The organism is Candidatus Aminicenantes bacterium, assembly GCA_026393795.1.
Classification (GTDB): domain Bacteria; phylum Acidobacteriota; class Aminicenantia; order UBA2199; family UBA2199; genus UBA2199.
Map to the genome: position 1 here is coordinate 1 of JAPKZL010000080.1, position 1515 is coordinate 1515.

The window sequence follows — 1515 nt, forward strand, 5'->3', positions numbered from 1 at the left end:
GTGGCGAAAAGATCGGCTCTTTACGAAACCACGCCGCTGGGCATGCCCGGGGCCAGTTTGTTTTTCAACCTGGTGCTGGCGCTGGAATCCCGTCTGAGCCCGCAAGGCCTGCTGGCGGCATGCAGGGAGTATGAATCCTCGCAGGGGCGCGATCTGAAAAACTCCCATTATCAAGACCGGCCGATCGATATCGATATACTTTTGGCCGGCGATACGGTCATCGCTTCGCCGGAATTGACCATACCCCATCCGCGGCTTTGCGAAAGGGGTTTCGTGCTGGTGCCCTTGTTCGAGATTGCACCCAAGCTGGTCCACCCCCTGGAAAAAATCAGACGACTGAAATAGGGGGTCAGTCCAGCGGAAAGTCGTCCAACTTGCGGATATGGGCTTCGTCGGCCAGGTTCAGGCTGGCGAATAATTGCTTTATTTGCGGATCAATGACATTCATAAAAAAAGTGTGGTGTTTTTCTACCAGATTGCGCTCCAAATCGAGAGCCAGATTTATAAGATCGGTGGGAGTTAATTCTTGATGCTTTTCGTTAAAATATTTTTTGGTTTTTTCCGATAACTGAAGGAAATCGGCAATTGTTTTTTCGGCTTCGGGGTTTTCCACAAAAGCGTCTTTGCCTTGTAGAAAAATGTTCTGCATCAATTCGATCTGCTTGCAGTGCATTTTTTCTTCTGCAGAAAGTTCCATGAACAGGTCTGAAAGTGTCGGCCGTGAAACGGAAATGCTCAAGCCGATCAGGGCATAGAGTTCCGCAGTGTCTGTTTCAACAGCCTTCAGCAGGTAAAAAGTTTTTTCCAGTGACATTTTTCCCCTCCCTTGGCTCCTTATTTGTTGCGGGTGATATAAAGATAGCGCTTGACCTTGTTGGTCGGCGTCTTTTCGAAAGGCTCGGGGTGCTCAAGGATCTTGCTGATCTGCGAGAACGCCGGCAGTTGGGTGTTGATGCGCCCGCGGGCCTGCTCCAGGATATCCTCAGTCAGTTTGCGCGCTTCAGCGTCGTTGAGTTTGTTGCGTTCGAATTCGCGGTCCAGCACGTCGTAATCCAAATAGGCCTTGACCTGCAGTTTACCGTTGCTTTCAAAAACCACGACCTCCTGAAAACAGGGTTCCTGCAGGATTTTCTGTTCGATGGCTTCCGGATAGATGTTTTCTCCGGAAGGGCCGATGATGACATTCTTGCAGCGCCCCTTGATGAACAGGTAGCCTTCAGCGTCGAAAAACCCCAGGTCGCCGGTTTTCAGCCAGCCGCCTTTCAGGAAAACATCGGCTGTGGCGTCGGGGTTTTTGTAATAGCCGGACATGACGATGGGGCCGCGGACGATGATCTCGCCGATGCCGCTCTGGATGTCGGGTTCATGGATCAACATTTCAATGCCCGGGATCGGCTTGCCGCAGGAGCCGACCTTTACCTGGCCGAAAGGATTAATGGTCATGATTGGCGCAGTTTCGGTCATGCCGTAGCCGGTGGAATAGCTGATGCCGGCGTCGCGCAGGAACACTTCGAC

Annotated in this window: 3 protein-coding genes; 1 reads left to right on the forward strand and 2 read right to left on the reverse strand. The window is 51.9% G+C overall.

The features are described from left to right. The coding region (folK, locus tag NTW95_03885) for a 2-amino-4-hydroxy-6-hydroxymethyldihydropteridine diphosphokinase (protein ID MCX6556562.1) at window positions 1–345 on the forward strand (345 nt) is incomplete at its 5' end. Window positions 346–349: 4 nt separating this feature from the next. Here the strand turns inward: folK and NTW95_03890 are convergent. Then, a complete protein-coding gene (locus NTW95_03890) occupies window positions 350–814 on the reverse strand; it encodes a hypothetical protein (GenBank protein MCX6556563.1) in 465 nt (154 codons plus the stop codon). A gap of 20 nt (window positions 815–834) precedes the next feature. Continuing rightward, on the reverse strand, window positions 835–1515 hold a 681-nt coding region (locus tag NTW95_03895; GenBank protein ID MCX6556564.1), incomplete at its 5' end, for an AMP-binding protein.